Origin of the sequence: Kitasatospora sp. NPDC085895 (assembly GCF_040702125.1) — a bacterium.
GTDB classification, from domain to species: Bacteria; Actinomycetota; Actinomycetes; order Streptomycetales; family Streptomycetaceae; genus Kitasatospora; species Kitasatospora arboriphila.
Genome location: NZ_JBFBJY010000001.1, coordinates 250335 through 273582, shown reverse-complemented (window position 1 = coordinate 273582; position 23248 = coordinate 250335). Strand labels below are relative to the sequence as shown.

19 protein-coding genes and 1 tRNA gene are annotated in these 23248 nt (G+C 75.1%); 13 read left to right on the top strand and 7 right to left on the bottom strand.

Annotated features, from left to right (window positions below):
• The first annotated feature begins 123 nt into the window (after positions 1 to 123).
• Both rlmB and AB0442_RS01285 read left to right on the top strand, forming a co-directional pair.
• Positions 124 to 1116: a 23S rRNA (guanosine(2251)-2'-O)-methyltransferase RlmB gene (rlmB, locus tag AB0442_RS01290; RefSeq protein WP_363543467.1), complete on the top strand. Its 993-nt coding sequence runs from the start codon at positions 124 to 126 to the stop codon at positions 1114 to 1116.
• A gap of 280 nt (positions 1117 to 1396) precedes the next feature.
• A complete protein-coding gene (locus AB0442_RS01285; RefSeq protein ID WP_366159872.1) occupies positions 1397 to 2935 on the top strand; it encodes a DoxX family protein in 1539 nt (512 codons plus the stop codon).
• 161 nt (positions 2936 to 3096) lie between these two features.
• Here the strand turns inward: AB0442_RS01285 and AB0442_RS01280 are convergent, their stop codons facing one another.
• From AB0442_RS01280 to ugpC, 3 genes are all read right to left on the bottom strand, one after another.
• Entirely contained in the window at positions 3097 to 3870 is a 774-nt protein-coding gene (locus tag AB0442_RS01280) for a nucleotidyltransferase family protein (protein WP_366159921.1), read from the bottom strand.
• Positions 3871 to 4125: 255 nt separating this feature from the next.
• Positions 4126 to 4554: a hypothetical protein gene (locus AB0442_RS01275; protein WP_366159871.1), complete on the bottom strand. Its 429-nt coding sequence runs from the start codon at positions 4552 to 4554 to the stop codon at positions 4126 to 4128.
• A gap of 274 nt (positions 4555 to 4828) precedes the next feature.
• Entirely contained in the window at positions 4829 to 5920 is a 1092-nt protein-coding gene (ugpC, locus tag AB0442_RS01270) for a sn-glycerol-3-phosphate ABC transporter ATP-binding protein UgpC (RefSeq protein ID WP_363499271.1), read from the bottom strand.
• Between the two features lie 307 nt (positions 5921 to 6227).
• On the opposite strand from ugpC, the gene AB0442_RS01265 reads away from it, so the two are divergent.
• The 3 genes from AB0442_RS01265 to AB0442_RS01255 all read left to right on the top strand — a co-directional run bounded on the left by AB0442_RS01265 (position 6228) and on the right by AB0442_RS01255 (position 7548).
• Positions 6228 to 6301, top strand: a tRNA-Thr gene (locus AB0442_RS01265).
• 248 nt (positions 6302 to 6549) lie between these two features.
• Complete coding sequence (locus AB0442_RS01260) at positions 6550 to 6783, top strand: hypothetical protein (RefSeq protein WP_363543429.1); 234 nt, start codon at positions 6550 to 6552, stop codon at positions 6781 to 6783.
• 216 nt (positions 6784 to 6999) lie between these two features.
• On the top strand, positions 7000 to 7548 hold the full coding sequence (locus tag AB0442_RS01255; RefSeq protein WP_366159870.1) for a methylated-DNA--[protein]-cysteine S-methyltransferase: 549 nt from the start codon (positions 7000 to 7002) through the stop codon (positions 7546 to 7548).
• A gap of 31 nt (positions 7549 to 7579) precedes the next feature.
• On the opposite strand, the gene AB0442_RS01250 is transcribed toward AB0442_RS01255, so the two are convergent.
• Complete coding sequence (locus tag AB0442_RS01250) at positions 7580 to 8647, bottom strand: ATP-grasp domain-containing protein (protein ID WP_363543425.1); 1068 nt, start codon at positions 8645 to 8647, stop codon at positions 7580 to 7582.
• Positions 8648 to 9135: 488 nt separating this feature from the next.
• Here AB0442_RS01250 and AB0442_RS01245 point away from each other — a divergent pair, with 488 nt between their 5' ends.
• Complete coding sequence (locus AB0442_RS01245; RefSeq protein WP_366159869.1) at positions 9136 to 10560, top strand: family 2B encapsulin nanocompartment shell protein; 1425 nt, start codon at positions 9136 to 9138, stop codon at positions 10558 to 10560.
• A 136-nt stretch (positions 10561 to 10696) separates the two neighbouring features.
• Entirely contained in the window at positions 10697 to 11746 is a 1050-nt protein-coding gene (locus tag AB0442_RS01240) for a family 2 encapsulin nanocompartment cargo protein polyprenyl transferase (RefSeq protein WP_366159868.1), read from the top strand.
• A gap of 37 nt (positions 11747 to 11783) precedes the next feature.
• Here AB0442_RS01240 and AB0442_RS01235 read toward each other — a convergent pair whose 3' ends face one another.
• Positions 11784 to 12803, bottom strand: a complete 1020-nt coding sequence (locus tag AB0442_RS01235) for an NAD-dependent epimerase/dehydratase family protein (RefSeq protein ID WP_366159867.1) — start codon at positions 12801 to 12803, stop codon at positions 11784 to 11786.
• A gap of 140 nt (positions 12804 to 12943) precedes the next feature.
• Between AB0442_RS01235 and AB0442_RS01230 the strand changes: the two genes are divergently transcribed.
• The 3 genes from AB0442_RS01230 to AB0442_RS01220 all read left to right on the top strand — a co-directional run bounded on the left by AB0442_RS01230 (position 12944) and on the right by AB0442_RS01220 (position 15900).
• Positions 12944 to 14320, top strand: coding sequence for a DUF1254 domain-containing protein (locus tag AB0442_RS01230; protein ID WP_366159866.1), 1377 nt, complete (start codon positions 12944 to 12946; stop codon positions 14318 to 14320).
• 158 nt (positions 14321 to 14478) lie between these two features.
• Entirely contained in the window at positions 14479 to 15021 is a 543-nt protein-coding gene (locus AB0442_RS01225; RefSeq protein ID WP_344625274.1) for a SigE family RNA polymerase sigma factor, read from the top strand.
• 102 nt (positions 15022 to 15123) lie between these two features.
• Entirely contained in the window at positions 15124 to 15900 is a 777-nt protein-coding gene (locus tag AB0442_RS01220; RefSeq protein WP_366159865.1) for a hypothetical protein, read from the top strand.
• 65 nt (positions 15901 to 15965) lie between these two features.
• Here AB0442_RS01220 and AB0442_RS01215 read toward each other — a convergent pair whose 3' ends face one another.
• Positions 15966 to 18119, bottom strand: a complete 2154-nt coding sequence (locus AB0442_RS01215) for a sigma-70 family RNA polymerase sigma factor (RefSeq protein WP_366159864.1) — start codon at positions 18117 to 18119, stop codon at positions 15966 to 15968.
• Between the two features lie 215 nt (positions 18120 to 18334).
• On the opposite strand from AB0442_RS01215, the gene radA reads away from it, so the two are divergent.
• Positions 18335 to 19867 (top strand): DNA repair protein RadA, encoded by a 1533-nt coding sequence (radA, locus tag AB0442_RS01210; RefSeq protein ID WP_363543410.1) that lies wholly within the window; start codon positions 18335 to 18337, stop codon positions 19865 to 19867.
• Between the two features lie 178 nt (positions 19868 to 20045).
• The gene (gene disA / locus AB0442_RS01205; protein WP_363543521.1) at positions 20046 to 21104 is read left to right on the top strand and encodes a DNA integrity scanning diadenylate cyclase DisA; all 1059 of its coding nucleotides are present in this window, start codon (positions 20046 to 20048) and stop codon (positions 21102 to 21104) included.
• A gap of 347 nt (positions 21105 to 21451) precedes the next feature.
• On the opposite strand, the gene AB0442_RS01200 is transcribed toward disA, so the two are convergent.
• The gene (locus AB0442_RS01200) at positions 21452 to 22303 is read right to left on the bottom strand and encodes a hypothetical protein (RefSeq protein WP_366159863.1); all 852 of its coding nucleotides are present in this window, start codon (positions 22301 to 22303) and stop codon (positions 21452 to 21454) included.
• A 158-nt stretch (positions 22304 to 22461) separates the two neighbouring features.
• Between AB0442_RS01200 and AB0442_RS01195 the strand changes: the two genes are divergently transcribed.
• Entirely contained in the window at positions 22462 to 23214 is a 753-nt protein-coding gene (locus tag AB0442_RS01195) for a rhomboid family intramembrane serine protease (protein WP_366159862.1), read from the top strand.
• The last annotated feature ends 34 nt before the right edge of the window (positions 23215 to 23248 follow it).

Sequence of the window (23248 nt, the reverse complement as noted above, 5' to 3'; positions counted from 1 at the left end):
GGCGGGACCGGCGAACCAGTAGCCCCGGCCACGGGGCGAGCGTGGGCCGCAGCCGGTGCTCCACCGGCTACGGCCCATCCTCATGACGAACCTCAAGACGTAGAAGAGACAGGAAGTACAGCCATGGCCGGCAACAGCCAGCGCAGGAACCGCCGCAACCCCGGGTCGAAGAAGGGCGCGAGTGTCGGTACCGGCGGCCACAGCCGGAAGGCACTGCAGGGCAAGGGCCCGACCCCGCCCGGGGAGGCCCGCAAGGGACACCCCAAGCAGCGTGCGGCCAACGCCGCGCTCAAGCGCGAGCGGGACGCCAAGTCCCGGGCCGGCATGCGCCGGGCCGGCGGCGCCGGCCGGGGCGGGCGCGGCGGCGCCGGTGCCGCCGAGCTGGTGGTCGGCCGCAACTCCGTGGTCGAGGCCCTGCAGGGCGGCGTGCCGGCCAACGCGCTGTACGTGATGCAGTTCATCGACACCGACGACCGGGTCCGCGACGCGTACCAGGCCGCCAACGAGCGCGGCGTCCCGCTCATGGAGGCCCCGCGCGCCCAGCTCGACCAGATGACCGGCGGCCTCAACCACCAGGGCCTGGTGCTGCAGGTCCCGCCGTACGAGTACGCGCACCCGGACGACCTGGTGGCCGAGGCCGCCGACGCCGGCGAGGACGCGCTGATCATGGCGCTGGACGGGGTCACCGACTCCCGCAACCTCGGCGCCGTCGTGCGCTCCGCCGCCGCCTTCGGCGCGCACGGCGTGGTCATCCCCGAGCGCCGCGCCGCGGGCATGACCGCCGGTGCCTGGAAGACCTCCTCGGGTGCCGCCGCCCGGCTGCCCGTCGCCCGTGCCACCAACCTGACCCGCGCCCTGGAGGCCTACCAGAAGGCCGGTCTGATGGTGGTCGGCCTGGCCGCCGACGGCGAGGCCGAGATCGGCGACCTCGACGCGCTCACCGGCCCGGTGGTCATCGTGGCCGGTTCCGAGGGCAAGGGCCTCTCCCGGCTGGTCGCCGAGACCTGCGACATCCGGGTCCGCATCCCGATGCCCGGCCAGACGGAGTCGCTGAACGCCGGTGTCGCCGCCGGCATCGTGCTGTACGAGGCCGCCCGGCTGCGCGCCCGCCGCTGACCGGCGGCGGGCGCCGGGGGCGGCCCGCCTCCGCCCGGCAGCGCCGCAACGGCGCCGTTCCGTCCGGAACGGACAGCTTCGTGGGAGGAACCGATCGGGGCCGGCCGGGCCCGACCGGTTTTCCCATGATCACTTCAAATCCACGCCGGGAATCCACCCGGGAGAGTGTCCTCCGGGCCCGTCACCCGGTTAGTGGGGTGTGGACACCAGAACACCTCGGCGCCCGGGAGAGGGCGGCACGGCGGGGATAGACCCCGGACCGGGCCTCAGCACGGTCAGGGTGCCGTCCGATCCCGCGAAGCTCAGCAGCACCCAGGCCAGCTTCCGCATCCGGCTCGCCGCCCCGGTGGCCCCGATGATCGACGTGCCGGTCGGCGCGGCCTTCGGGGACCCGTACGGCGTCCGGGCCGGCGCGGCCGGCCTCGGCGCCCGCCCCCTGGTCACGCCGCAGGTCGTGGTGCCGAGCGCGCAGATCCCCGCCCTCGCGGGGGCCGGCACCGCCGCGCCCCGGCGCAAGGGCCGGGTCACCACCGTCACCTGGAGCGGTCAGACGGCGCCCGGCGACATGGCGGCCACCCGGCTGCTGGAGGCCGTCCGGCTCACCACCGTCCCCGCCCCGGCGGGCGCCCCCGGCTTCGGCCCGACCGGGCCCGGCGCCGGCGGACCGGGCACCGCCGCCCCGGGCGACGAGACCCAGCCGCTGCACGCCGTGCCGCGCCAGGCGGGCCCGCCCCCGCTGCCGTACGAGCCGATCACCCGGGGCTGGACGCCCAGCGGCGACCTGCCCGAGGCCCCCGCCGCCGCGGGCCCGGCCGACGCCCGGCACGCCCGCTACCCGGGCCGCCGGGTCGACCTCGGCCTGGTGCTGCTGCCGCTGCGGGTCGTGCTCGGCTCGCTCTCCGTCTACGCCGGCTTCAGCAAGCTCTGCGACCCGGTGTACTTCGACGGTGGCGAGCGCGGCTCGATGATGCGCTGGCTCTCCTCGCTGCACCCCTGGAAGGTCGCCGAGCCGCTGCTCGCGTTCGCCATGAACCACCCGGTCGGTGCCGGGCTGGGCGTGGCGTTCACCGAGATCGTGGTCGGTGTCCTCACCGTCCTCGGCCTCTGGCAGCGGGTGGCGTCCGCCGCGGCGATGACGCTCTCCGCTGCGCTCCTCTTCACCGTCAGCTGGCGGTCGGTGCCGGTGTACGACGCTCCCGACCTGATCTTCCTGGCGGCGTGGAGCCCGCTGCTGATCGCCGGGGCGCCGTTCGGCTCGCTGGACGGCCGGATCGCCCTCGACGCCTGGCGGCAGTACGGCCCCGAGGCGGCGCAGGCGATCCGCCGGCGGGTGCTGCGGCGCAGCTCCGTGGTGGCGGCGGTGGTCGTCGGGCTGACCCTGCTGATCGGCTCGATGCTCGGAGCGGCCGTCCGCACCGGCGGCGGCACCGGCCCGGCGCCGGTCAAGCCGCCGACCGACTACGGCTCCCCGCTCTGGCCGGGCAACGGCACCGGCAGCTCGCCGTCGCCGAGCCCCTCCCCGTCGCCCAGCCGGTCGACCTCCCCGTCCCCCTCGGGGAAGTCCTCGCCGTCCTCTTCTTCGACCAGGGGCGGCAAGTCCAAGTCGACCAAGTCGGGTGCCACCGCGGGCAGCAGCGGCGGACCGGGCCGGTCCACCAGCACCCGCGGCAGCTCCTCGGGCGGCACCGGCGGCAGCGGATCCACCCCGCGGCCCGGCAGCAGCGCCGGCCTGATCGGCGGCGTGCTCGGCAGCGCGCCGCTGGGCGGCCTCACGTCCCTCGGCATGGACCGGCCCACCGGGCCGGCGGCCACGGCCTGAGACGACACCGGAGGAGTTGTCGGCGGCCCGGGGCACGGGCGGCGCACCGAACGGCGGAGGGGCCTCCCACCCGGAGTGGGAGGCCCCTCCGCCGTTCCCGTGCGTGCGGTCAGCCGTCCGTTCCCGTACGGGCGGTCCGTCGGCTCTTCCCGTACGGGCGGTCAGTCGTTGGCGGGACGGCCGGCCGCGGCGAGCTCCTTGGCGGCCTCCGTCAAGTCCTTGACGGTGTCGATCGCCCGCCAGTAGCAGCCCTGCGGCAGTTGATAGCCCGCCAGCTGCTTGGCCCGCGCCAACTGCGGGAAGGTCGTCCGCTCGTGGTCGCCCACGTCGGGCAGCAGCGCCCGGAACGACGGCCCGAAGACGTACAGGCCCGCGTTGATGAGGAAGGGCGAGGGCGGCGCCTCGACGAAGTCCAGCACGTTGCCGAAGCGGTCGGTCTCCACCGCGCCCCACGGGATCCGCGGGCGGGCCAGCGCCAGGGTGGCCACCGCGGCCCGCTCGTGGTGGAAGGCGGCCATCTCGCGCAGGCTGAACCGCGTCCAGATGTCGCCGTTGGTGGCGAACCAGGGCTCGGCCGGCCGGGGCAGGGCCGCGGAGGCGTACTTGAGGCCGCCGCCGCGGCCCAGCGGCTCGTGCTCGACCACCGTGCGGACCCGCACCGGCAGTTCGGTGCCGTCGAGCCACTCCTGCAGCACCTCCGCGAGGTGGCCGCAGGAGATCACCACATCGGTGACGCCCTCGGAGGCCAGCCAGGAGAGCTGGTGGCCGACGATCGGGATGCCCGTGCCGGGGATCTCCACCAGCGGCTTCGGACGGTCGTCGGTGTACGGGCGGAGGCGGGAACCCTGCCCGCCCGCCAGGATCACCGCCTGGGTGACGGTGGGCGCGGCGGCCAGGGTGACGGGGTCGGCGGCGGCTGCGAGCTCCGCGGCCATGTCGGCTGGCGTCTGATCAGCGGTCATAGCCAGAACAATAGGCTCCGCGGGAGCTGACCCCATGCGTCCGGCGGCACTGCACCCGAACGGGCCGCCGAGCCCGTCCGGCGGGATCGGCGGACAGCGGGCCGCGGGCACCGCGGAACGGGCCGCGGACAGCGGCCGTGGGCAGCCGGAAGCGCTGCGCCCGGGGTGCAGGGGGCGCAGCGCTCTCGGGTGGTCGGAACGGATCGGGCGGTGCCGCGGGAGGGGCCGTCAGGCGGTGACGCCGGCGGCGAAGGAGCCGTCGCAGACCGGGCGGGCGAAGGAGCGGGCCCGCTGCACGTCGCCCCCGTACTTGCGGACCGCCGCGCGGCCCAGCTCCGAGGCGAGCTCGGTGCAGTACGGCGTCAGCGACGGCTTCTCGCGCATGGAGCGCTCCAGCAGGTCCAGCGCGGTGCCCGGGTCGTGCGCGTCGAGCTCGTTGAGCAGGTCCGTGCGGAGGGCGTCCCGCGGGCTGTCGGCGGACCCGGCGGAGGTACGGCCGATGCTGCCGTCGCTGCTGGACGCTGCGACCACCTGCTGGTCGAGGCCCGTCGGAGGAGCCCACGGAACCCGGGTCACGGCGAGAGTGCCGGTGGTCACCAGGATCACCGGCAGGGTGAGGGCCACGGTCTGGCCGATACGGCGTAGGAGCTGCTTCACGCCACAGGAGCGTAGCGACAGGTGGCGGAAAGGTCGCGCTGCGTTACACCAATGAGTGACCGGTGTCCTGTTTTGTTCCGTCATGCGGTTGACGGCCGGACGGCCGGACGGTGGTCGGACGGGTCGCCGCCCGGGCCGGACGGGGGGCAGGCCTGCGGGATCCCCGCCGGTGGGCCCGGCATTTCGTCCGGACGTGCCGGGGCCCGGCGGAACGGTGTCCGCCGGGGCCCGGTCGTGCTGCGGTGGGCGCGGCCCGGTCGCCCGGGCCGTCGGCTCACTTGCTCAGGCGCAGGCCCGTGCTGGTGGAGAAGACGTGGGTCTCGCCGCCGGTCGGGACCACGTGGATCGTCTCGCCCTTCTGCGGGACCTGGCGGCCGTGGACGCGCACGACGATGTCGGTGTCGTCGCCGCCGATCTTGGTGGTGCCGTAGACGTAGCCGTCGGCGCCGAGCTCCTCGACGACGTTGACGGTGACCGCGACGCCCTCGATGCCGCCGCCGGAGACGATCTCGAAGTGCTCCGGGCGGATGCCGACCGTGACGGTCTTGTCGGTGCCGGCGCCGGCCAGGTCCTCGCGGGAGATGTTGATGACCGAGCCGCCGAACTTCACGCCGCCGTCGACCAGCGGGACCTCGACGAGGTTCATCGCCGGCGAGCCGATGAAGCCGGCCACGAAGACGTTGGCGGGCTTGTCGTACATGTGGCGGGGGGAGTCGACCTGCTGCAGCAGACCGTCCTTGAGCACCGCGACGCGGTCGCCCATGGTCATGGCCTCGGTCTGGTCGTGGGTGACGTAGACCGTGGTGATGCCCAGGCGGCGCTGCAGGCCGGCGATCTGGGTACGGGTGGAGACGCGGAGCTTGGCGTCCAGGTTGGACAGCGGCTCGTCCATGAGGAAGACCTGCGGCTCGCGGACGATCGCGCGGCCCATCGCGACACGCTGGCGCTGACCGCCGGAGAGCGCCTTCGGCTTGCGGTCCAGGTACTGGGTGAGGTCGAGGATCTTCGCGGCCTCCTCCACCTTCTGGCGGATCTCGGCCTTCGACACGCCCGCGATCTTCAGGGCGAAGCCCATGTTGTCGGCGACGGTCATGTGCGGGTACAGCGCGTAGTTCTGGAACACCATGGCGATGTCCCGGTCCTTCGGCGGCAGGTGGGTGACGTCGCGGTCGCCGATGCGGATGGCGCCGCCGTTGACGTCCTCCAGGCCGGCCAGCATGCGCAGGCTGGTCGACTTGCCGCAGCCGGACGGGCCGACCAGGACGAGGAACTCGCCGTCCTCGACGTGCAGGTCCAGGGCGTCGACGGCGGGCTTGGTGCCGCCGGGGTACAGGCGGGTCGCCTTGTCGAACGTGACAGAAGCCATGGCTGTGCTCTCCTTCACCGGCAGGAACGTGCCGGACGATCCGAGTAAAGGCTGGATTGTCGGGACCGGCGCTCCGCGTTCAGGAGTCGAACGGGGTCGGTCTCCCCGCGACCGTACCCGGACGTTCATCCGCTTGTCAGCCCCCGCCGGTGGCCGAATTCGGCATCGGTCCGATCACAAGCCGGACACATCACCCAAATCACCCGCCCGGCACCCCGTTCCACCGGCCAAAACCGACGGCGCCGCCCCGCACCGGCCCGCTACACTGCCCGTGGTACCGCCGTGGTCCGCCGCGGACGGTCACCGTGCCTCCTTAGCTCAGCTGGCCAGAGCACCGCTCTTGTAAAGCGGGGGTCGTCGGTTCGAACCCGACAGGGGGCTCCGTTCGGAATTCCGGAAGGGCCGGCTCGCGGGGCGTTCCCCGCGGCCGGCCCTTCCGTCGTCGTGGGGCGCCGGATGCTCCGTGGGCGTCTCAAAGGGTTGATCGGAGTGCCGGACGGGCGGTGCTCGCTGCGGGCCCGACCGGGGCGGTTCCGGCTGGGCGCGCCGGGGGCCGCCGGGCGGTCGTACGGTGGACGGGGGGCCGAAGACGCCTGGCAGCAGGCGTGCGAGACCCGCGGGAGGTCGCGATGCCCGGTTCTGTCACGATCGGCCACACCGATGCGCTGGTGATGCTGAGCCACGACGACGCCAAGCGGCTGTCGACGGTGCTCGGGGAGATGGCGAACATGCTGGAGTCGTCCGGCGACAGCCGGCTCGGCGACGCCCAGGTCGGCGAGCTCTGCCGGGGCAGGGCGGCGTCGCGCGAGGAGCTGACCGGCTGGTGCCGGAACCTCTCGCAGTACCTGGCCGAACACCTCTGACCCGACGCCCCCGGCCGGACCGGCGCCGATCGACTCCGGTCGGCTCTCCGGTCGGGATTCCGGGTGCGGGTCGCGGCCGGGACGGCGGCCGGAACCGTCGCCCCGGCCCGTGGCGTGCCCGCTCCGCGGAGGGCGCCGGGCGGCAGGGGCGGACGGTCCGCGGCGGTCTTCGACGGCCGGCCCCGCCGGGCGCCTGCGCGGGGTAGGTTCGCCGGTATGGAGCCGCTGTCCCGGATCACCGTGCCGACCCCGCTGCCGACCGGTCCGATGCGGCTGGCGGTCACGCCGGCGGGCGTCGCGGCGGTCTCGTACGCGGGTGAGCCGGCGGCCGGGGCGGGGGTGCCGGAGTGCACCGAGCGCCGGGTGGTCGACGCGGTCACCGGGCAGCTGGCCGAGTACTTCGGCGGCCGCAGGCGGCTGTTGGAGCTGCCGATCGACTGGCGCCTCGCCACCGGGCCGCACCGCGTGGTGCTGGAGCGGCTGGTGGCGGACGTCGGCTACGGGCGGACCATCACCTACGGCGAACTCGCGGCCCGCAGCGGGGTCTTCGAGGACGTCGCGGAACCCGGTCTGGCGGCCCGCACGGTCGGGCAGATGATGGGCGCCAACCCGCTCGCCCTGCTGGTGCCGTGCCACCGGGTGGTGGCCGCGGACGGGCTGGGCGGGTTCGGCGGCGGCCCGCAGGGTCTGGAGACCAAGCGCTGGCTGCTCACCCTGGAGGGTGTGCTGCCGCCGACGCTGGACTGGAACGGGCCGGTCGGCTGACCGGCCCGTCGGTCGCTCCGGGCCGGGCGGTTCAGACGGCGGCGGCCGCCGCACCGAGCTGCCACGCGTGGGTGCGCTGCCGCGGCAGCACCGGCTGGATGCCGGAGACCAGGGTGTACTCGGTGTCGAGCAGGTCGGCGGCGAAGGCGGTCGCGGGCGCCTCGCCGAGGGCCAGCTGCACCGCCGTCCACGGCAGGTTGAGCCCGCACAGCCGGAGCTGGTGCAGCCCGCCGGAGGGGCGGGTGTTGACGTCGAGCACCACCGGGCGGCCGTGGTGGTGCCGGTACTGGACGTTGGAGAGGTAGGACACCCCGAAGGTCTCGACGAGCCGGCGGGTGGGCTCCAGGTACCGCGGGTCGGTGGTGAAGGTCCGGCGGCGCCGGGTCTTCGTCCGGCCGACGGCGGCGAGCAGCCGGCCGTCCGGCGAGGTGAGGCAGTCGACCGAGACCTCCGGGCCCTCCAGCAGCGGCATCACCAGCAGGTCGGCCGGCTCCGGGCTCTGCTCCAGGGCGTTCAGCACCAGGTCGAGCTGGACGCTCGCGTCGGGGAAGCCGGTGAGCCGGCGCAGGCTGAACGGCTCCCTGGTGAGCACCCGGAAGCCCTCGCCGCCGGCCCCGGAGGCGGGCTTGAGGCAGGCCGTCGACCCCTCCTCCTCGATCTCCTCGACCGCGGCGAGCAGCTCGTCGGCGGTGCGGACGTGCCGCCACAGCGGCACCGGCAGGCCGGCCGCGGCCATCGCCGCGTAGCCGTCGGCCTTGCTCTCGAAGACGGCGATCGCCGCGGCCGACGGGCACACCAGCGCGGTGCCGATCGCCTCGAAGTCGCGCCGGCGCAGGGATATCGCGAGTTGGCCCAGCCGGGGGAGGAAGACGTCTATGCTGTGCCGGGCGCAGAATTCCAAGGCGAATTCCACGTAGGCCTCGGGGGAGAGGCCCTCGGGTTCGAGTGATCCGAAGTCCGCGGCGGCGAGCACCGGGGAGTCCGGGTCGACGTGCGTGGCATGGATCTCGACCGGGCGCGGAGCGGCGCGCAACAGGTCGATGAAGAAGACGTTCTCGGCGTAGGTACGGTTCAGCCAGACGCGAACGGGGGCGCTCACGGGGGTCTCCCTGGAAAAGGGCGCAACGGTGGGAGGGCGCGGTCGGGGCGGCCTGCCTGCCGGCGTGTTGCCGCGCTCTTGAGGTGGCACCTTAGCGCCCGCGCCGGGCCGGGCGGACGGGGGGTGGGGTGTCGTGCTGGCGGTCGATCAACATCACTGTGCATCAGGCTAGTTGGTGATCGATGACGGGCCGGTGACGTCGGGTTCCGGCATGTTGCGGTCAGATGAATTCAGCACCGGTCGGCGCGGGCGGGACGGCCGGCGGCCCGGTGACGATGGACGTGCCCGTGTCGGCTTCGGGCCGCGGCGGCGCCAGGGCGGCGTTCGGTCGGCGGGCCGCATTTTCGAGTGCGTGCTCTATTCATACTATTTGTAGGCGCGAATTGACCACTCGTACGAGTGATTGCGGACGGGGCCGAATGGGCGTCAGCATATTTTGACAAAGCGGCACGTCCGGTGTGCGCATGCCTCGCGCGAAGGGTTCCTCGATGTCGACCGAAACCAGCATTGGCGTTCATGCGCAGGAGGGCGAGCCGCAGCCGCGGCAGCAGTCCAGCCTGAGCACGGCCGGTGCGCGGAATCTGGCCAGCACCACCAAGTCGGCGCCCCAGATGCAGGAGATCAGCTCGCGCTGGCTGCTGCGGATGCTCCCCTGGGTGCAGGTGTCCGGCGGCACGTACCGGGTGAACCGCCGGCTCAGCCACGCGGTCGGCAGCGGCCGGGTGGCGTTCTTCCGCACGGGCTCCCGGGTCGAGGTCCTGCCGCCCTCGCTGCGCGAGCTGCCGCTGCTGCGCGACGTGCAGGACGACGCCCTGCTCGCCGCCCTGGCCGCCGGCTTCGTGCAGCGGGAGTTCCGGGCCGGCGAGCAGCTGGCGGCCGAGGGCGACCCGCTCGGCGAGCTGCTGCTGGTCGCGCACGGCAAGGTCGAGCGGCACGGCACCGGGCGCTACGGCGACGCCACCGTGCTCGGCTCGCACGCCGACGGCGACCACCTGGGCGACGAGGCGCTGCTCGGCCCGGACGCCCGCTGGCCGGTCGGCCTGCGCGCCACCACCGCCGGCACCCTGCTCACGCTGCCGCGTGCCGCCTTCGAGCAGGTCGCGGCCACCGCACCGGAGCTGCGTGAGCGCGCCAGGGCCCTCGCCGAGGGCGACCGGCGCCCGCGGAACAAGTACGGCGAGGCCGCGATCGAGATGTCCGCCGGCCACACCGGCGAGCACCGGCTGCCCACGACCTTCGTCGACTACGAACTCGCCCCCCGCGAGTACGAGCTGAGCGTCGCCCAGACGGTGCTGCGGGTGCACACCCGGGTCGCCGACCTCTACAACGAGCCGATGGACCAGACCGAGCAGCAGCTGCGGCTCACCGTCGAGGCGCTGCGCGAGCGCCAGGAGCACGAGCTGGTCAACAACCCCGACTTCGGCCTGCTCGCCAACGCGGACCACAGCCAGCGCATCCAGACCCACTCCGGCCCGCCCACCCCCGACGACATGGACAACCTGCTCAGCCGCCGCCGTGGCACCAAGTTCTACCTGGCCCACCCGCGGGCGATCGCCGCCTTCGGCCGCGAGTGCAACCGCCGCGGCCTGTACCCCGCCCCGGTGGAGGTCCACGGCCGCCGGGTGCCGGCCTGGCGCGGGGTGCCGATCCTCAGCTGCAACAAGATCCCGATCACCGACGGCACCAGCCCGATCCTCGCCATGCGCACCGGCGAGGACAAGCAGGGGGCGATCGGCCTGCACCAGACCGGCATCCCGGACGAGTACGAGCCGAGCCTCTCGGTGCGGTTCGCCGGCATCGACGAGAAGGCGGTCATCTCCTACCTGGTCACCGCGTACTACTCCGCCGCGATCCTCGTCCCGGACGCGGTGGGCGTCCTGGAGAACGTCGTCCTGGACGGCCCGCGCGGCTGATCCGGGACACCCGCCGCGGCCGGGGCGGCACACCTGCACGACGGGCACGCGAGCACGACAGCAGCAGGAGACAGCACCACGGCACGGGCGGCGCCGCACGGCCGCCCGCGCCGCCACACCGAGGGGGAGGACCACCATGGGGATCTTCGCGCCGGAACGCGACCAGACCGACGGGAACGAGGCCGCCGACGTGCTGGCCCGTGCCCGCAGCGCCGTCGACCCGGGCCTGCGCGCCGCCGTCGACACCCTGCCGGGCTCGATGCGCCGCATCGCCGGCTACCACTTCGGCTGGTGGGAGGCGGACGGCACGCCCGGCACGACCGGCTCCGGCAAGGCGATCCGTCCGGCGCTGGTGCTCGCCGCCACCCAGGCGGCCGGCGGCCTCCCCGGCTCCGCCGTCCGGGCCGCCGCCGCGGTGGAGCTGGTGCACAACTTCACGCTCCTCCACGACGACGTCATCGACCGCGACCGCACCCGCCGCCACCGCCCCACCGCCTGGCGGGTGTTCGGCACCACCGAGGCGATCCTGGCCGGCGACGCCATGCACTCCCTGGCCCTGCGCGTCCTCGCCGAGGACACCCACCCCGCCGCCCCGGCGGCCGTCCGCCGGCTCGCGGACTGCGTGGTCGAACTCTGCGCCGGCCAGCAGGCCGACTGCTCCTTCGAGCAGCGCAGCGACGTCACCCTGGCGGAGTGCCTGGCCATGGCCGAGGGCAAGACGGGGGCCCTGCTCGGCTGCGCCTGCGCCGTGGGCGCGCTCTACGCCGGGGCGGGCGAGGCGGTCGCCGACGTGATGGACGCCTTCGGCCGGGAGATCGGCCTGGCCTTCCAGCTGATCGACGACCTCATCGGCATCTGGGGTGACCCGGCCGTCACCGGCAAGCCCGTCGGTGCCGACCTCGCCGCCCGGAAGAAGTCGCTGCCGGTGGTGTACGCGCTGAGCAGCGGCACCGCCGCCGCGACCGAGCTCGCCGCGCTCTACGCACTGGACCGTCCGCTCAACGTCGCCGAACTGCAGCGGGCCGCCGCCGCGGTCGACCGGGCCGGGGGCCGCAGCTGGGCCCAGGGCGAGTCCTGCGAACGGATGGCCTCGGCCATCGCCCACCTCGCCGAGGCCATCCCCGATCCCTCCGAGGCGGACGACCTGCTCGCCCTCGCCGAACTCGTCACCCGGCGCTCCCACTGACGAGCGGACCGTCGGCACCGGGCCGCGGCCGCGGCCGTCAGGCGCCCCCGGCCGCCCCCGCGGCGGCGAGGAGCTCCTTCTCCTTCTCCTCGGCGATGCCCAGCGGCGTCCCGCCCTGGGTGTAGGGGGCGTCGCGGGGGCCGCGCCGCCCGATCCAGGCCCAGGTGTCGCGGACGGTCTCCTCGACGGTCCGGTTGCGCAGGCCGGCCTCCCGGGCCCGGGAGGTGTCGGCCCGCCAGATGCCGGCCCAGTCGGGCTCGTCGGGCGTCCACAGTGGCAGCTCCGTCCAGGGTGCGACCCCGGCGGCGAGCAGCGCCCCGTCGGTGACGGGCACGAACTCGGCGTCGGCACCGGTGGCCTCGGCGCAGGCGCGCAGCATCGCGCCCATGGTGGTCCCGCCGGCCGGCCCGGTGGTGACGTACCGGCCGGTCCGGCCCTGCTCCAGCAGGCCGAGTCCGAAGGCGGCGAAGTCGCGGGCGTCGATCAGCTGCATGGCGCGCTCCGGATCGCCGGGGAGGATGACCTGCCCGCCGCGGGCGATCCGTTCCAGCCACCAGAGCAGTCGGCCGACGTTCTCGTGCGGACCGATCAGCAGACCGCAGTTGAGCAGCGTGGAGTCCTCGCCGAAGTGCTCCGTCACGGCCCGCTCGCAGCCGGCCTTCAGCGCGTTGGCGGGGGGCTGGTCCGGCGGGGTGTCGGCCGGGCAGTCGAAGGTGGCGGAGGTCTCGTCCACCGGCCGGGCGGGCCAGTCGGCGAAGGCGTGGATCGAGGAGACGAAGCTGTAGTGGCCGGCGCGGCCGCGCAGCAGCCGGGCGGCCTGCGCGACGGCGTGCGGCTGCTGGCCGGAGGTGTCGACGACGGCGTCCCAGCTGCGGCCGTCGACGAGCCGGGCGAGGTCCTCCGCTCTGGTGCGGTCGCCGTGGACGGCTTCGACGCCGGTCCGGTCGGGCCCGGTGACGCCGCGGTTGAAGGTGGTGACCCGGTGACCGCGGGCGAGGGCGTCGGAGACGTAGGCACGGCCGAGGAAGGACGAGCCGCCGAGGATGAGGATGTTCATACCGGTGACCCTCTCCGGCGCGGTCCGTCCGCACACGGGCGTTCACTCCTGGCGGACCGGGCGGCGGCGTCGGCCACCGGCCGGGCCGACGGGTCATTGGTCTCACTTCGTACCGATTCGTCCGAGGGGAGTGTGGCGGCATGGGTAATCCGGTCCTGGTGGATGAGGCCACGGTGCGGGGCACGGCGGCGGAGGCCTGGATCTGGGGGCTGCCGATGCTGGAGAACTACCGGACGCTCCACGCGCAGGCCGTCGACGAGGCGGACCCCCGCTACGTCGGCGGCTTCGGCGTCTTCCGCCACTACCCGCACCCCTTCACACCGGCCAACACCGACGTCGTCACCCCCAACAACGACACCCCGTACTCGCTGGCCCGGCTCGACCTGCGGGCCGAGCCGTGGGTGCTGGAGGTCCCGGCCACCGACCGCTACCACGTGCTGCCGCTGCACGACCTCGACACCTGCTACGTGGGCTTCGTCGGCTCCCGCACCACCGGCAACGGCGCCGGCCGCCACCTCGTCCTCGGCCCGGACCACCGCGACACTCCGGGCGAGGGCTTCGAGGGCGTCCTACACGCCGACACCCGGCTGGTCGGCATCGTCGGACGGACCCACCTGGCGGGGCCCGAGGACGTCCCCGCCCTGGAGCGGGTCCAGGCCGGCTACCGGCTGCGCCCGCTCAGCGCCCACCTGGGCACCGAACCGCCGCCGTCCGCGCCCGACCCGGTCTGGCCGGCCTGGCGCGAGGAGGTCCTCGACGGCCTGGAGTTCTTCTCCTTCCTGGACTTCCTGCTGGGCTTCTTCCCGGTGCTGCCGGCCGACGCCGACCTGCGCCGCCGCCTCGCCGAACTCGGCGTCGGAACCGGGGACTTCGAACCCGCCGCGCTGCCCCTGGAGATCCGCGGGGCGATGGTCCGGGGAATCGCCGACGCCCGGACCAGGCTGGGCGCGGCGGTGGCCGGGAGCCACGACTCCACCGCCCTGTTCGGGACGAGGGTCCAGCTCGGCACCGACCACCTCGGCCGGGCGATCGGTGTGCTGCGCGGCCTGTACGGACTGCCGGTCGAGGAGGCCTGGTACACCGCCTGGACCACCGAGGACGACCCGGACGGCCCGGACGGCCCGGACGGCCCGGGCAGCGCGGACGGCCCGGGCAGCGCGGGCGGCCGCCCGATAGACGGCTCGGTCCGCTCCTACCTCCTCCGCTTCCCTCCCGGGGGCCGCCCGCCCACCCGGTACTTCTGGTCCGTCACCGTCTACGGACTGCCCGACCAACTGCTCGTCGACCACCCCGTCGACCGGTACTCGATCGGCGACCGCACCCCCGGCCTCACCGCCGACGAGGACGGCGGCCTGACCCTCCGGCTCCGCCACGAACGCCCCGAGGACCCGCGGGAGCAGGCCAACTGGCTGGCCGTCCCGGCCGGGCCCTTCATGGCCGTGCTGCGGGTGTACGGCCCCGAGCCCACCGTCCTCGACGGCCGTTGGCAGCGGCCGCCGCTGCTCCCCGGCCCCTGAGCCCCGCCCCGGCCCTGCCCCGCACCCGCCCGCCCCGTCGCACCCGAACGGGCGTCCGGAGAATGGGCGGCCCGGGCTGTAACGCCGTGCCGTCCCCGGCGCGTCCTACAGGAGGAAGCGCACAGCAGGGAGCGCACAGCGGGGAGGTGGGGACGGGCATGGCCGGGGGAGGACCGGGACGCGGCGCCAGGGACGACGAGTTCCTGGAGTTCGCGGCGACCCGATCGAGCCATCTCTACCGTTCCGCCTGCCTGCTGACGGGCGGCGACACCCACCTCGCCGAGGACCTCGTCCAGGAGACGCTCGGCCGGATGTACGCGGTCTGGCGCACCGGCGGCTGGCGTCCCGGAACCAAGCGGATCGACAACCCCGCGGCCTACGCCCAGGGCGTGCTCTACCGCCTGTTCCTCTCGCACGTCCGGCGTCGCAGCAGCACCGAGCGCCCGGTCGGGGACCTGCCGGACCGGGCCGCCCCGGCCGGCGACTCCTCGCTGCGGGTCACCCTGATCGAGGCGCTCGCCCGGCTCTCGCCGCGGGACCGCGCCGTCCTGGTCCTCCGCTACTGGGAGGACGTCAGCGTCGAGGAGACCGCGGAACTGCTGGGGGCCAGTCCGGGCGCCGTCCGGACGCAGACCTCACGGGCGCTCACCCGGCTGCGGGCGCTGATCGGCGACGCCCTCCCCGACCTCGCCCTGCGCTGACCGTGCCCACCCGAGCGCCGCGCCGCCCGACCGTTCCCGTCCGACCACCCCGTCCGACCATCGAGAACCACCCGATCCGACCGCAGAGACGGTGAACCAGCCATGTCCGACGCACCCGAGCCACTCCCCGAGGAGGAGCTCGTCCAGCTCTTCCGGGAGGCCGGTGACGGCTTCCTGGCCGACCGTCCGCAGATCGTGCTCGGCGCCGTGGAGCGCGGCCGGGCCCTGCGCCGCCGCCGGGTCGCCTCCGTGATCGGCGGGACGGCCGCACTGGCCGTGATCGCGGGCGGCGGAGCCCTGCTGGCGACCGTCCCCGGCGGCCCCGGCCGGTCCTACCGGACGGCGGCGGACTCCGCCGCCGGCTCGGGGATGACCGACCAGGAGATGGTGGCGGCCCTCAGACCGCACCTGGACGGCTGGCGGATCGTCGACGTCCGCGGCACCGGGACGGCCGGCTCCGCCGAGGCCGGAACGGCGCCGCTGGTGGAGATCACCGTGGACGACGGCCACGGCCGGGCCGGCGTCCGGACGGCGGTCTGGCGCGACACCGTGCGGACGGTGCTGCAGTCCACCGCGTGCCCCGAACCGAAGCACCCCGAGGTGACCTGCAGCCGGGCGGAGCTGCCGGACGGCTCCGCCCTGATGACCTGGAAGTCCGGTTACGCCGACACCGGGGCCAAGTCCTGGTGGTGCCTGCTCGCCACCGCCTCCGGCAAGCGGGTCTCGGTCACCGAGTGGAACTCCTCCGAGGTCGGCGAGACCGCCAGCCGCACCGACCCTCCGCTGACCGTCGACCAGCTCCGGGTGATCGCCGTCGACCCGGTCTGGGACCGCGCGGTGGACGACACCGGACGGCGGACCGGGGCCGCGCAGCCCTGACCGGACGGCGGGCCGGGGCCGTCCGGGGCCGGGGCCGTCCGGTCAGGGCCGGGGCCGGGCTGGGATCAGGGGGTGGCGCCGCCGGAGGGCGGCGGAGAGGCGGCGTCCCGACCCGGTGCGGGATCGCTGCCGTGCGCCGGACCGGAGCCCTCGGCGGCCGGCGGAGAGGGGTCACCGGCAGGACCGGACGCACCGCCCGACCCACCCCCGGTCCCGCCCGACCCGCCTGTCCCACCACTGCCGCTCGTGCCGCCGTTACCGCCCGTGCCGCCGGGCTCGGGACTCCGGCTGCCGCCGGGCTCCGAGGAGCTGCCGCCCGAGCCGGTGCCGCCGGACGGGGTGCCCCCGGAGCCGGTGCCGCCCGAACCCGTGCCGGGTGTGCCGGTGGGTGTGGCGGGGGCGGGCGAGCCGCTGTCCGACGGGCCGTCGGGCTGCCCGCCGCGCTGGACGGGCCCACCCTCCAGGGTCACCACGGCCTCCGACGGCGGCAGCGCGATCCTCGCCGTCCAGTGCCCGACCGGGACGCGCTCCTCGTCCACCGTCACCGTCACGGTGATCCGCTGACCGGGCTCCAGGGTGCCTTCGTCCCGGCTGAGCCGCAGCCAGCCCACCTCGACCACGGCGTGCCAGTGGATGCCGGTACCGCCGGAGTTGGTGAGGGTGATCACCGTGCGGTTGCCCCACTCGCTGGCCTCCACGGAGAGCTGCCCCGGCCGGGCGGGCGGCGTCGGTGCCGCGGGAGCGACCTCGGCCGCGGCCAGCTTGCGGGAGCCGTGCGAGGGCACCGGGACGGCGGCACCCTCGACCACGGGCAGCAACGTTTCTGCAGTCGACGCCCCCGCCAGTCGCAGGCCCTCGCCCTGCTCCGCACCGTTCCCGTCGGCGACGGCGTCCGGCACGGTCGGCTGCTCCTCCCCGGACGCGTCCGGGGAGAGCCCCGGTGAGTCCACCCGGACGGAGGAGACCGGCGAGGCCGACCCGACACCCTCGCCGCCACCGCGGTACGCCGCCCACAGCGCCACCACCGGCGCCGTCAGGACGGCCGCCAGGACACCGGTGGTCACCACCCGCTGCCGGACCACCGCCAGCCTCGCGGAGGGGGCCCGGTGCCGGGGGAAGCCCCGCTGGTCGAAGCGGATCGCCGCGGGCCCCTGGCCGGGTGCGGCGGCCAGCCGCCGGCCGGCCGCGGCGCCCGCCAGGAAGGCCGCGCCCGCGGCCCCGCCCGGGACCTGGGCCGCGGTGGTCGCCACCCGCACCGTCACCGGCGCCGGCAGCAGCGGCAGCCCCGCCGTGTCCGCCAGGCCGGCCGGACCGGGCTGCGGTTCGGCCGCCACCCGCTCCGTGGTGCCGCGGCAGGTCGGGCAGTCCACCACGTGCTGCACCAGCTCGCGGCGGAGTGCCGGGCCGAGCACCCAGCCGCTGCGGCCCTCCGCGCCCGCCCCGCCGAGCTGGGCGAGCTCCGGGCAGCCGCCCGCGGCGAGCACCAGCAGGGCCGCGCGGGTGCGCCCGACCTCGGCGGCGGCCGTCTCCAGCAGCTCCTCGGCGGCCGGCAGCGGTACGGCCAGCACGGCCGCCACCTCCTCCGGCGCCAGCCCGTGACGGACCGCCAGCTCCAGCGCCTCGCGCTGCTCGGGGCCGGTGCCGGCCGCCTCGGGCCAGGCCAGCCGGGCCAGCTCCTCGCGGCGCTGGGCGAGCACGGCGGCCCCGGCCGCGCGGGCCGGGCCGATCCCGCCCGCGCCGGTCGTGCCCGTGCCGGTGGCGGTGCCGGTTCCCGTGGCCGTCGTGCGCGCGCCGCCCGCGGCGCGCGGGGCTTTCGCCGCGCCCGCGGTCCGTCCGCCCGCCCCGGCCCGTCCGGCGCGCACCTTCCCGGCAGGGACAGCGACAGGGGCGGGGGCGGGCGGACCGGACCGGGTGCCGGTCGGCGGCGCGGGCTCGCGCACGGGGGCGCCGGTGAAGGCGGCCTCGGCCCCGGACTCCAGGCGGCGCAGGCAGCAGTGCCGGGCCAGGGCGTACAGCCAGGCCCGGCGGAGCGCCGGCTCGGCGAGCCGGCCGCCGTGCCGCAGCGCCAGGTCGCGGACCTCGGCGACGGCGGCCACGGCGGCGTCGTGCTCGCACAGGACGGAGAGGCAGTAGGTGAACAGGCCGTCCACGTGCTGCCCGTAGGCGTGCAGGACCGGTGCCCCGGCGGAGGCCACCGGGCTCTCAAGCAAGCTCGTCACGGATCCGACGGTAGGGACGGGATTCGCCCGGTCCGGTGGTTTCCCGGCGCTTGTACTTCTTTCGGGTAACAGCACCGGCCCACCCGTGACCCCGCGCGCATCCGGCCCGCGCACGCCGTCCGGATGCCCCGTGCCCCCCCGCGCATCGGGGCCGGCCGGGCCGCCGCGGACCGGCCCGGCCCGCGTTGTCGGACCCACCGGCTACGGTTGGCCGCATGGCAGCCCGCACCAAGACCACCGCCAAGCCGCGCCCGGCGTACCGCTGCACCGAGTGCGGCAACCAGCTCCCCAAGTGGGTGGGCCGCTGCCCGGAGTGCAACTCCTGGGGCACCGTCGAGGAGTACGGCGCCGTCCCGCTGCGGACGACCGCGGCCGGCCCGGTCAGCTCCCCGGCGAAGCCGATCGGCCAGGTCGACGGCCAGGTGGCGACGGCCCGCACCACCGGCGTGCCGGAGCTGGACCGGGTGCTCGGCGGCGGCCTGGTGCCCGGTGCCGTGGTGCTGCTCGCGGGCGAGCCCGGCGTCGGCAAGTCCACCCTGCTGCTGGACGTGGCCGCCAAGGCCGCGAGCGACCGGCACCGCACGCTGTACGTCACCGGCGAGGAGTCGGCCGGCCAGGTCCGGCTGCGTGCCGACCGGATCAACGCGCTCTCCGAGCACCTCTACCTGGCCGCCGAGTCGGACCTCGGGGCGGTGCTCGGCCACATCGAGGCGGTGAACCCGGGGCTGCTGATCCTCGACTCGGTGCAGACCATCGCCTCCGCCGAGCTGGACGGCGCGCCCGGCGGCCCGGCCCAGGTCCGCGAGGTGGCGAACGCGCTGATCAGGGCCTCCAAGGAGCGCGGCATGGCGACCCTGCTGGTCGGCCACGTCACCAAGGACGGCCAGATCGCCGGCCCCCGCCTGCTGGAGCACCTGGTCGACGTGGTGCTGTCCTTCGAGGGCGACCGGCACGCCCGGCTACGGATCATCCGCGGGGTCAAGAACCGCTACGGGGCGACCGACGAGGTCGGCTGCTTCGAGCTGCACGACGAGGGGATCGCGGGCCTCGCCGATCCGTCCGGGCTGTTCCTGACCAGGCGTGACAAGCCGGTGCCGGGCACCTGCCTGACCGTCACCCTGGAGGGCCGGCGCCCGCTGGTCGCCGAGGTGCAGGCGCTGATGGTGGATTCGCAGATCCCCTCGCCGCGCCGGACGACCTCCGGCCTGGAGTCGCCGCGCATCGCGATGATCCTGGCGGTCGTCGAGCGCCACGGCGGGGTGAAGTTGGGCAAGCAGGACATCTACACCGCGACGGTCGGCGGCGTGAAGCTCACCGAGCCCTCCGCGGACCTCGCCATCGCCCTGGCGGTGGCCAGCTCCTCCTCCGACACCCCGCTGCCGAGCAACCTGGTCGCCATCGGCGAGGTCGGCCTGGCGGGCGAGGTGCGCCGGGTGACGGGCGTGCAGCGCCGGCTCGCCGAGGCGCACCGGCTGGGCTTCACCCACGCGCTCGTCCCGCCGGACCCGGGCAAGGTGCCGCCGGGGATGAAGGTGGTGGAGGTGTCGGACATCGGTGAGGCGCTGCGGGCGATCCCGGGCCGCCGCCGGCCCGCGCGGCCCCGCCAGGAGCCGTCCGCCCCGCCGGTCGCCGCCCCCCGCGGCGGTGCCGGCGACCCGGCCCGGGCGGCCCTGCAGGCCTACGTCCCGGCCCACCCGGAGGAGCTGATGGACGGCTGGGAGCCGGTCGGGGCGGACGAACTCGACTGACTCCGGCCCCGCTATTGCCGCACGCAGTTAGACTTTGCCCTGTCTAATGGGCAATCGGTAATCGGTGCAGTAATAAGCGAGAGACCGTCGGGTGCCGCGCCACGCGGTCCGGCTCGACCGGAGGAGTCACGTGGCAGCCAGCGACCGGGCGGACAGGTCCCCCCGCGAGGAGGCCCTGCTGCGGGCCTCCCTCAGTGCGATCGCGCCCGGCACGGCGCTGCGGGACGGCCTGGAGCGCGTGCTGCGGGCCAACACCGGCGGGCTCATCGTGCTCGGCTTCGACAAGAGCGTGGAGTCGCTCTGCACCGGCGGTTTCGTGCTGGACGTCGAGTTCACCGCCACCCGGCTGCGCGAGCTCTGCAAGCTCGACGGCGCGGTGATCCTGGACAAGGACATCACCAAGATCGTCCGGGCCGGCGTGCACCTGATGCCCGACTCCGCCATCCCGACCGACGAGACGGGCACCCGCCACCGCACCGCCGAGCGGGTGAACCGGCAGACCGGGTTCCCGGTGGTCGCCGTCTCGCACTCGATGCGGCTGATCGCGATGTACGTCAACGGCAGCCGCCGGGTGCTGGAGGACTCCACCACCGTCCTCTCCCGCGCCAACCAGGCGCTGGCCACCCTGGAGCGGTACAAGCTCCGGTTGGACGAGGTCGCCGGCACGCTCTCCGCGCTGGAGATCGAGGACCTGGTGACCGTCCGCGACGTGGCCGCGGTCGTCCAGCGGCTGGAGATGGTCCGGCTGATCGCCGCCGAGATCGCCGGCTACGTGCTGGAGCTCGGCACCGACGGCCGGCTGCTCTCGCTGCAACTGGACGAGCTGATCGCCGGCGTGGAGCCGGAGCGCGAGCTCGTCGCCCGGGACTACTTCCCCGAGCGGGCCGCGAAGAGGGGCCGGACGGTCACCGAGGTGCTCGCCGACCTGGAGGCGCTCACCCACGCCGAGCTGCTCGACCTGCAGACGGTGGTCAAGGCGCTCGGCTACTCGGGCTCGCTGGAGTCGCTGGACTCGGCGGTCTCGCCGCGCGGCTACCGGCTGCTCGCCAAGGTGCCCCGCCTGCCGAACACCGTGATCGAGCGGCTGGTCGAGCACTTCGGCGGGCTGCAGAAGCTGCTGGCGGCCAGCATCGACGACCTGCAGACGGTCGAGGGCGTCGGCGAGACCAGGGCCCGCTCGGTGCGCGAGGGGCTCTCCCGGCTGGCCGAGTCGTCGATCCTCGAACGCTACGTCTGACGCCCCCGGCCCCGCCGCGGGGCGGGAGCACCACCGGCCCGTCCGGTGGGGCGGACGGGCCGGCTGCTGCCACCACTCTGCCGTCCGGCAGGTCCGCGTCAAAGAGGCTTTCCCGACACCGCACAGGCTTCACACAGGCGTGCAGCATTCGGGCCTGCGAACCGGGACGTACCGGGGCGCACCGCCGCCGCCGACACCCGCCGGTGACGCCGCGTCGGACGGCCGACACACGCCCGTCACACCGCGCGGTGCCGGGCCGGCCGAAAACTGCCGCACCGGGTGCCCGCGACCGTGCGCAACGGCCCGCCCCCGAGGTGTCGGGGACGGGCCGTTGCGGTACCGGTGGTTCAGTCCTCCAGGCGGATGGAGGTCCGGGCCGAGACCGGGCCGCCGGCCGGGCCGGCCAGGGCCGCCTGGACGAGGTAGTTGCCGGCGCCGGCCGCGGTGCCGTCGGCGGAGGCGCACTGCGGCTTGCTGCGGTTGCGGCTCCAGGTGAAGTTCTCGGTCAGCCCCGCCCCGGCGGCCAGTTGCACCCAGGTGGCCTGCCGGTTCGCCGGGCAGTCGCCCGAGGACCAGACCCGCTCGCCGTTGCTGGCGGTGACGGTCAGCGTCGACGCCGTGCGGCCGAGGTCCACCCGGCAGCCGGTGTCCGAGGTGTTGCGGACGGTCAGCGAGAACCTCGGCTTGACCTGGACGGTGTACGAGTTGAGGCCGCTCGCCAGCTCCAGCGAGACCTGGGAGGCCGCGCAGGCCGGCAGGGCCATCACGTCGGGGGTGTTGGTCGGTGGCTGGCCGCCGCCCGTGCCGCTGCCGGTGCCGCCCGCCGCGGAGCCGTCCGTGCCGCCCGCGGTGCTGCCGGCGCCGTCCGAACTGCCGCCGCCCGTACCGCCGGTGGAGAGACTGACGTCTCCGCCGGAGGCGCCGGTGCCACCGGCCGCCGCGGCACCGCCGCCCGTACCACCGGTGCCGCCGGGGCGCGAGGTGATGGCCGAGCCGGAGGGGCTGGCGCCGGGCGTGATCGACTGGACCGGGGCGGCCTGCGAGGTCTTCTTCTGCCCCTGGCCGCCGCCGTCGCCCGATCCGGTGAGGAGCCAGATCACCAGCGCCGCGACGACGGCCAGCGCGACGAGCACGACAAGACGCCGTCGCCAGTAGATCGAGGCGGGCAACGGTCCCACGGGTTGACGCAGAGAGGGCACGCGCAAACTCTACGAGACTGTGTGCACCCGTTGATGCATCAACACTGTACGGGGATCACTTCCTTCACATGATCCGCCATTTGCTCCGGACGGGCGAGGGCCTTTCCGGCCGCTCCGGAGGCCTGTCCCGGCCCCTGGCCGCCCCCTATAGTCGCGTCATGGCGACCGTGCAGCGCACCGAATCCGACCCGGCCCGAACCGTCGCCGAGGCGCGGCGGGCGTTCTTCGTGATGTTCGCCTTCCTCTGCACGGTGTGGGCCCTGCAACTGGCCAACTGGCTCGGCGACTACGCGCTCACCCTCGACTTCGGCATCCGCTCGCACCGGCCCGAGCGGCTCCCGGACGTCCTCGCGGCCCCGCTGCTGCACGTGAACTGGCAGCACGTGGAGAGCAATTCGGGCCCGCTGTTCGTCTTCGGCTTCCTCGCCGCCTACCGCGGGGTGAAGAAGTTCCTCGGCCTGACCCTGCTGGTGGCGCTCACCAGCGGGGCCGCCGTCTGGCTCTTCGAGAGCGAGCAGATGGTGACGGTCGGGGCGAGCGGCCTGATCTACGGCTACTTCGGCTACGTGGTGCTGCGCGGCGTGATCGACCGGAACCTCATCGACAGCCTGGTCGGCCTGGTGATGGCGGCCTCGTTCGCCTACATCCTCACCACCGCGGTGCCGGGCACCCCGGGCGTGAGCTGGCTGGGGCACCTCGGCGGACTGGTCGGCGGCCTGCTCGGCGCCTGGCTGCTGCGCGACCGCGGCGCCCGGACGGTTCGCGCCGGTGCCACCGACGCCGGGCCTGCGGCGGACACCGGGCCGGGGTCCGCCGCCGCCGTGGCCGCCCGGGGCGCGGCCGCGCCCGGCACGCCGCCGGAGAGCCCGCGGGCCGCGCTGCTCAAGGAACTGGACGACCTCGGCCTCTGAGCCCGGGCGGCCCCGGCCCCGGCGGCCCCGGCGG